The sequence below is a fragment of the Romboutsia sp. genome (genome assembly GCF_035470145.1).
In the GTDB taxonomy this organism is placed as follows: domain Bacteria; phylum Bacillota; class Clostridia; order Peptostreptococcales; family Peptostreptococcaceae; genus Romboutsia_D.
In genome coordinates this window covers 39,835-46,489 of record NZ_DATIRC010000122.1, presented here as the reverse complement: position 1 = coordinate 46,489, position 6,655 = coordinate 39,835, and the positions used below count along the sequence as shown (strand labels likewise).

The 6,655-nt window shown below is 27.8% G+C and carries 7 protein-coding genes; 1 reads left to right on the top strand and 6 read right to left on the bottom strand.

Annotated features, from left to right (window positions below; all coding sequences use genetic code 11):
• The 3 genes from VLM92_RS05020 to VLM92_RS05010 all read right to left on the bottom strand — a co-directional run.
• Positions 1–532 (bottom strand): hypothetical protein (locus VLM92_RS05020; protein ID WP_325275259.1); only part of this gene is annotated, 532 nt, incomplete at its 3' end.
• A 478-nt stretch (positions 533–1,010) separates the two neighbouring features.
• The gene (locus VLM92_RS05015; RefSeq protein WP_325275258.1) at positions 1,011–1,193 is read right to left on the bottom strand and encodes a hypothetical protein; all 183 of its coding nucleotides are present in this window, start codon (positions 1,191–1,193) and stop codon (positions 1,011–1,013) included.
• A gap of 161 nt (positions 1,194–1,354) precedes the next feature.
• The gene (locus VLM92_RS05010) at positions 1,355–2,083 is read right to left on the bottom strand and encodes a hypothetical protein (RefSeq protein WP_325275257.1); all 729 of its coding nucleotides are present in this window, start codon (positions 2,081–2,083) and stop codon (positions 1,355–1,357) included.
• 355 nt (positions 2,084–2,438) lie between these two features.
• On the opposite strand from VLM92_RS05010, the gene VLM92_RS05005 reads away from it, so the two are divergent.
• Complete coding sequence (locus tag VLM92_RS05005; RefSeq protein WP_325275256.1) at positions 2,439–3,344, top strand: selenium metabolism-associated LysR family transcriptional regulator; 906 nt, start codon at positions 2,439–2,441, stop codon at positions 3,342–3,344.
• A 45-nt stretch (positions 3,345–3,389) separates the two neighbouring features.
• Here VLM92_RS05005 and VLM92_RS05000 read toward each other — a convergent pair whose 3' ends face one another.
• From VLM92_RS05000 to VLM92_RS04990, 3 genes are all read right to left on the bottom strand, one after another.
• A complete protein-coding gene (locus VLM92_RS05000) occupies positions 3,390–4,784 on the bottom strand; it encodes an aminopeptidase (protein ID WP_325275255.1) in 1,395 nt (464 codons plus the stop codon).
• A gap of 72 nt (positions 4,785–4,856) precedes the next feature.
• On the bottom strand, positions 4,857–5,075 hold the full coding sequence (locus VLM92_RS04995) for a DUF896 domain-containing protein (protein ID WP_325275254.1): 219 nt from the start codon (positions 5,073–5,075) through the stop codon (positions 4,857–4,859).
• Between the two features lie 66 nt (positions 5,076–5,141).
• Positions 5,142–6,563: a PLP-dependent aminotransferase family protein gene (locus tag VLM92_RS04990; RefSeq protein ID WP_325275253.1), complete on the bottom strand. Its 1,422-nt coding sequence runs from the start codon at positions 6,561–6,563 to the stop codon at positions 5,142–5,144.
• Positions 6,564–6,655: the final 92 nt, after the last annotated feature.

Below are 6,655 nucleotides of genomic sequence, written 5' to 3'. Positions count from 1 at the left end.
AGTCTGCATCTGCATCTGAGTCTGCGTCTGCATCTGAATCTGCGTCGGCATCTGCGTCTGCGTCTGCGTCTGAGTCTGCGTCTGCGTCTGCATCTGCGTCTGCATCTGCGTCTGCGTCTGCGTCTGAGTCGGCTTCTGACTCTGCTTCTGACTCTGCTTCTGACTCTGCTTCTGCATCTGCTTCTGCTTCTGCGTTTGCTTCTGCTTCTGCGTTTGCTTCTGCTTCTTCTTCTGCTTCTGCTTCTGCGTTTGCTTCTGCTTCTGCGTTTGCTTCTGCTTCTGCTTCTGCTTGTCTTTGTTTCCTTTTCTCTTTTTCTTCTAACCTATCTGCTTTTGCTTGTTCTCGTTGTTGTTGTTGTTTTCTCTTCTCTTTTTCTTCTAACCTATCTGCTTTTGCTTTTGCTCGTTCTGCTTTTGTTTTTTCTCGTTCTGCTTTTTTATTCTCTTGATTTTCTAATCTATTCTCTTGATTTTCTGATCTATTAAATTTATTTAATTTTCTCGTTTTAATTATCGGTCTATTATTACACATTATTATTATCCTCCTATACATATTAGGTAGATGGTTATCCACCTGGTATATATATATTCTTATTGATATTAAATTGTTACATATAAATGTATAAAAACTTTTTTTAGAATAAAAAACGCCCTATAAATTCATAGGACATCTTATTTTTATCATTTTCGACGTTTTGTCACTTTTTCATTTTATAAATGCATTAATATAACTTTAATTCGTATATTATACAAATTATTATATCTATTGTAATATCCTAATAAGTAAAAAAATTATAACAATCCGTTGGTAATTTATCTATATCATATATACCAAAATTATATTTAGGAAGAAACTGTCTATTTGGTAAAAGTAAATTATCTATACTTTCGGAGAATCTATTATTTATAAAATAATATTCACCTTAAATTTTCCATGCAACTTTTAATGAAAAAAAGATGATTAACTGTATATCATTACCAGCTGATCATCTTTTTTATTAATCATCTATTTAATCTTTTTTCTTAACTTTGTGATATAATTTCTGTGTTTTAGTTTTATTAGATCCAGAATCTTTAGCTCCAACATGTAGACCATCTTCTATTCCTAGCTCTGATCCATGCTCAGAATACATGTTTCTCATTTCTGCTTTAGATTTTGGTCTGTCTTTTAGTCTGTTCTTATTATTGTTCATTGAAATTAATCCTCCTACAAATACTTTTGCATCTAAGATTAATTTATCCAAAAAAATATTAAATATAATATTTTTATATGAGTATTTACTAATTTTTATAGAGCCTACTATACACTCTGCTTTTTTCAAAAGCTATAACAATTGTTATAACTTTATATATATCAATATTTATATAAATATTTTTGTACTAAATTCATAATCTCATCTTTGTGAACTACTTTAATTTCTTCGATATTATTTTCATTCCCAAAAACAGTTAATGTTTTAGTTGAATTTTTATTTTCATCTTTTAAAAAGTATGCTTTAACATTTTGGTTTCTAGTTTTGTCATACGCTTCTATGTTAGCTACATTTTCTCCAACTATGTTGTATAATTCATCTTCACTCTTACCAATGTAATCATTAAGATCAATATTTTCTACCTTTTTTAGTAACATCCCTGATTCTTCATTATATTTATCTATGATTATATCTACGTTATTACTTACAGCTTCTATTTCAATATTATAATCAGAAAATTCATAAGTTTGAACTTCTGTAACCTTATTATTACTTAATTCTATATATAAAGCACTTCCCTCTAATTCGTTATCTGATGTATATTTAGGATATATTAATCTCATATTACTTGTTTCATCAAGTTTACCTAATGTGCCTCCATTTTCCATATCTACATAATATGTAGTGCAGTAAGGAGTACCCATATTTTTCAGAATATATTCATAATCTTTGTTCATTATTTCATTAACATCATTTTGAACTTTTGTCATAGTTTTTTGTTGAGTTGCTTCATCTGCTATAGTTGACTCTTCTCTTGTAGACTGTTTACTACAACCTGTAATAAATATACTCAATACAACAACACTAACTAATGCTCTCTTTAAATTCATTGATTAGTCCTCCTTCCGTTAATTTCAATATTTTTTACAATTATATCAAAAAACACCTTATTTTAAATAATATTTATTTATTGACCTGTAGAAATTATATACTATTTATTCAACTTTAATAATAGATAGTTTCATTTTGTAATATTTTTGTAACAGGATATATTTTCTAAGTTTAAATTGACATAAGATTAAATTTAGAAATTAAAAGTTAAATTATTTTAGTATTATATCAGATTAATGTTAAATAGGCAAAATTACATCGCATATATTAAAAGTTTATATTAAAATGGCTAAATGGTTTTAATTTTTATATATGCTATAATATATATATAATAATTAAAGGGAGCGATTAATAATGGATTTTAAGCAACTAGAGGTTTTCGTCGCAGTTTCTAAACATCAAAGTTTTTCTAAGGCTGCAAGAGAATTGTTTCTGACTCAACCTACTGTAAGTTCTCATATTCAAAATCTAGAAAGAGAATTAGATACTATACTAGTAAATAGAAATAATAAAAATATAACTTTAACTAAATCTGGTGAAATTCTTTATGACCATGCTATATATATACTGAATAATTGTAAAAAAGCAATTTATGATATAAAGGAGTATGCTGGCAAAATAGAAGGAATTATTGATATAGCTTGTAGCTCTATACCTGAAACTTATATACTTCCTGATTTTTTAAAAAGTTTTTCTAATAATTTTCCAGATGTTAGATTTAGCATTAGTCATTATGACTCTCAATATGCAATATCTGAAATTTTGAATGAAAGAATAAGTTTTGGACTAGTCGGATCAAAGGTCAATAACCCTCAAGTAGAGTATATAGATTTAATTGATGATGAATTAGTTCTTATAACTCCTTATAATTTAACTATACCTAATAAAAATAATTTTATAGATATAAATGAGTTACACAACCTAAAATTCATTATGAGAAAAGAAGGTTCTGGCACTAGAAATTTAATATTAAATACACTTAAAAAAAATAAATTTTCTATTGATAAGTTAAACATACTAGCTCATGTAGAATCTAATGAGTCTATAAAAGAAATGGTTAGACTAGGCTTCGGTGTTTCTTTTGTCTCTTATGCATCTTGTATTGATTACTTAAACTCTAATAAAATTAATTTCTATAGAATAAAGAATATTAATTTTACAAGAAAATTTTATTTTATATATTCTAAAAAGAAAATTTTCAACCCACTAGAGGACAGATTCTTAAAAAATCTATGTGATTATTTTGATGTAAAAAGATAGACCTTGTATGTAAATACAGGTCTATCTTTTTATTATATACTACGGTTATACATTTAAATTAAAAAATGCTTTATATCCTTTATACATTTCATATATATCAACTTTTGAAACTATTTCATGTGGAGCATGCATGTTTAGTACTCCTACGCCACAGTCTATAACCTCTGCTCCATAGTTAGCTAAAATATAGGCAATGGTTCCTCCACCGCCTTGATCTACTTTTCCAAGTTCAGCAGTTTGCCATACTACGCCTGCAGTATTGAATGTTCTTCTTACTTCTGCCATAAATTCAGCATTAGCATCATTACATCCACCTTTTCCTCTAACTCCAGTATATTTACTTAATACTAACCCATGTCCCATATATGCAGAATTTCTTTTTTCATAAACATCTGGGAAATTAGGATCATACCCTGCAGAAACATCAGCAGATAAAACCTTAGTGTTAGCCATTGCTCTTCTTACTTTTAATTCGCAATATTCTCCTTCTAATGCTATAAGCTCTGCTACAGTATTTTCAAAGAACTTTGAATGCATACCTGTATTTCCTTGAGAACCAACTTCTTCTTTATCAACGCATAAAGCGACTGCACAATACTCTGGCTCATTAGTTTCAATTATTGCCTTTACTGCACCATAAGAACATACTCTGTCATCATGACCATACGCTAATATCATTGACCTATCAAATCCTAAATCACGGGCACGTCCAGCTGGAATAACTTCTATTTCAGCACTTAAGAAATCTTCTTCTACCATACCATATTTATCATTTAGTATTTTTAATATATTTTGTTTTATAGCTTCTTTTTCTTCACCTTCTATGGGCATATGACCAATTAATATGTTTAGACCTTCACCAGTTATTCCATCTGCAAGTTTTTTTTGCATTTGGTCACCTGCAAGATGTACTAATAAATCAGTTATACAAAACACCGGATCTGCTTCATCTTCTCCAATACAAATATCTACTTTTTTACCATCATTTAAAATAACTACTCCATGTATAGCAAGTGGTGTTGCTGTCCATTGATATTTTTTTATACCACCATAGTAATGAGTTTTGAAAAATCCTAAATTAGCTTCTTGATATAATGGATTAGGTTTTAAATCTATTCTAGGAACATCTATATGTCCACCTATAACTTTCATTCCTCTTTCTAATGGATTTTTACCTATTACAAACAAAGCTACTGCTTTATCCTTATTTACTGCATAAATCTTATCTCCATTTACTACATTACCTTTTCTTATTGCTTCTTCTATTGATATGTATCCATTTGATTTAGCTATCTTTACTATTTCCCTAGCAGAAGTTCTTTCAGTCTTACCATTATCTAAAAAATTCATATATTCTTTAGAGTATGACATTACTTCATCTAATTTATTATTTTCTCTTTCTACTTCCCATGCATTTTTAAATTCATGTTTTAGGTCCATGGTATGCCTCCCAAATTTATATTATATTTTATATTAATTAGATTAACGTATAATTTTAGGTATGTAAAATGCTTAGTTATTATTTTTCTTATTATTTTTCATATACTCATCATATTCTTCTGGAGATACTACTTTAACATTATCTAACCTAGATCTAAAGTGAGCTCTAAAATTCTCTAAGTATTCTTTTCTTAACCCTTCTCTTTCTTTTATTTCTGCTTCAGTTAATCCCTCAGTTTTATTTTTCTTAGCTAATTCGTTTATTCTATCTAATTTCTTTTGATCAAACATTTTGTCATCATACTTAAAATATATATCTGTCTATTTTAAGTATTCTCCTTTCTTATTTTTTATAATTTAATAAAATATTTTATTACTTTTTAATGCTAATGTATTTTTATATTGCCTGAAAAATTCGTCTAAATTATCACTTATTATAGATATTCCCTTTTCTAAATCTTGTATACTTGACTTTGCTATATTTATCCTAAAAAATCTATCGTCAAGTAAGTTATCAAAGAAATAAGTTCCAGGAACAACGGATACACCCTTATCTAATAAAAAATCAGTAAAGTCTTGTGAGGAATATCCTCTTGGTAACTCTAGAAAAAAGTTAATTCCGCCATTACTATTTCTTACTTTTAGTCTATCGCTTAATTTTTCATTAATCAATTTTTTTGCTAATATATATTTTTGATTATATACCTTTTCTACCGAATCTAAATAGTTATTCCAATTAAAATACTCCATATAATAATACATTGATTTTTGAATAAGCCCTGGTGTTGATATATCTGATGAATGCTTTGCCCATAATACTTTTTTTAGTAGTTCATTAGGTATATCTACAATACCTATTCTAAGACCTGGCATTAGGATTTTCGAAAAACTTTTTATGTATATTACCCTGTTCTTATCGTCATAACTTTTTAACGGTTTATTATCCTCTGACTCAAATTTAAAATCACTTATAAAATCATCTTCTACTATATAAAAATCATATTGTTCAGCTAATTCTATTAGCTTTTTCTTCTTATACGGAGAATACGATATTCCTGTTGGATTTTGAAAATTTGGCATTGTATATATCAATTTAGGTTTTATTTTTTCAAGCTTTAGTTTTAATATTCCTATATCAATCCCATCATCCAGCATAGGTATTGATATTATTTTTGCACCTCTACTTTTAAACACTTGTATAGCACCACTATACGTTGGTTCTTCTACAAATACTACATCTGAATAGTTTATAAGACCCTTACAAACAATATCAATTCCTTGTTGTGCTCCAGATATTACTTGAACATTTTCTTTTGTAGTTCTTATTCCTTTATCTTCTAAATATCCTACTATCTTTTGTCTTAAATCATCAAATCCAAGACCCTCATCATATTCAAATATAGAACTTCCTTCTTCTGATAATGCCATATTTACTGCACTTTTAAAATCTTGTATAGGAAACATATTTGTTGACGGGTTCCCACTATCAAAATGAATAACCCCTTCTTTTTTTACCATAACTTCTTCTTTGTCTTTTTTAAGTACAGATACGAAAGTTCCACTTCCTACTGTTTTATATACGTATCGTTCATTTTCTAATAACTCATATACTTTTACAATTGTAGTATTGTTTACTCCTATATATTGAGCTAGTTTTCTTATTGGTGGTAGTTTTTCATGTTCTTTTATTTCTTTATCAACTATCATCTTTTTTATATGATTATATATTTGTAGGTATTTTGCAGTGTCTTGCTCTAATTTTATATTGTATTTTTCCATTTTATCACCACTTATATTTTTGATTAATTCCTTGATGGTTGTATTTATATTTGCTAATATGTAGTATGTATATATAATACCAAAATTTTAAT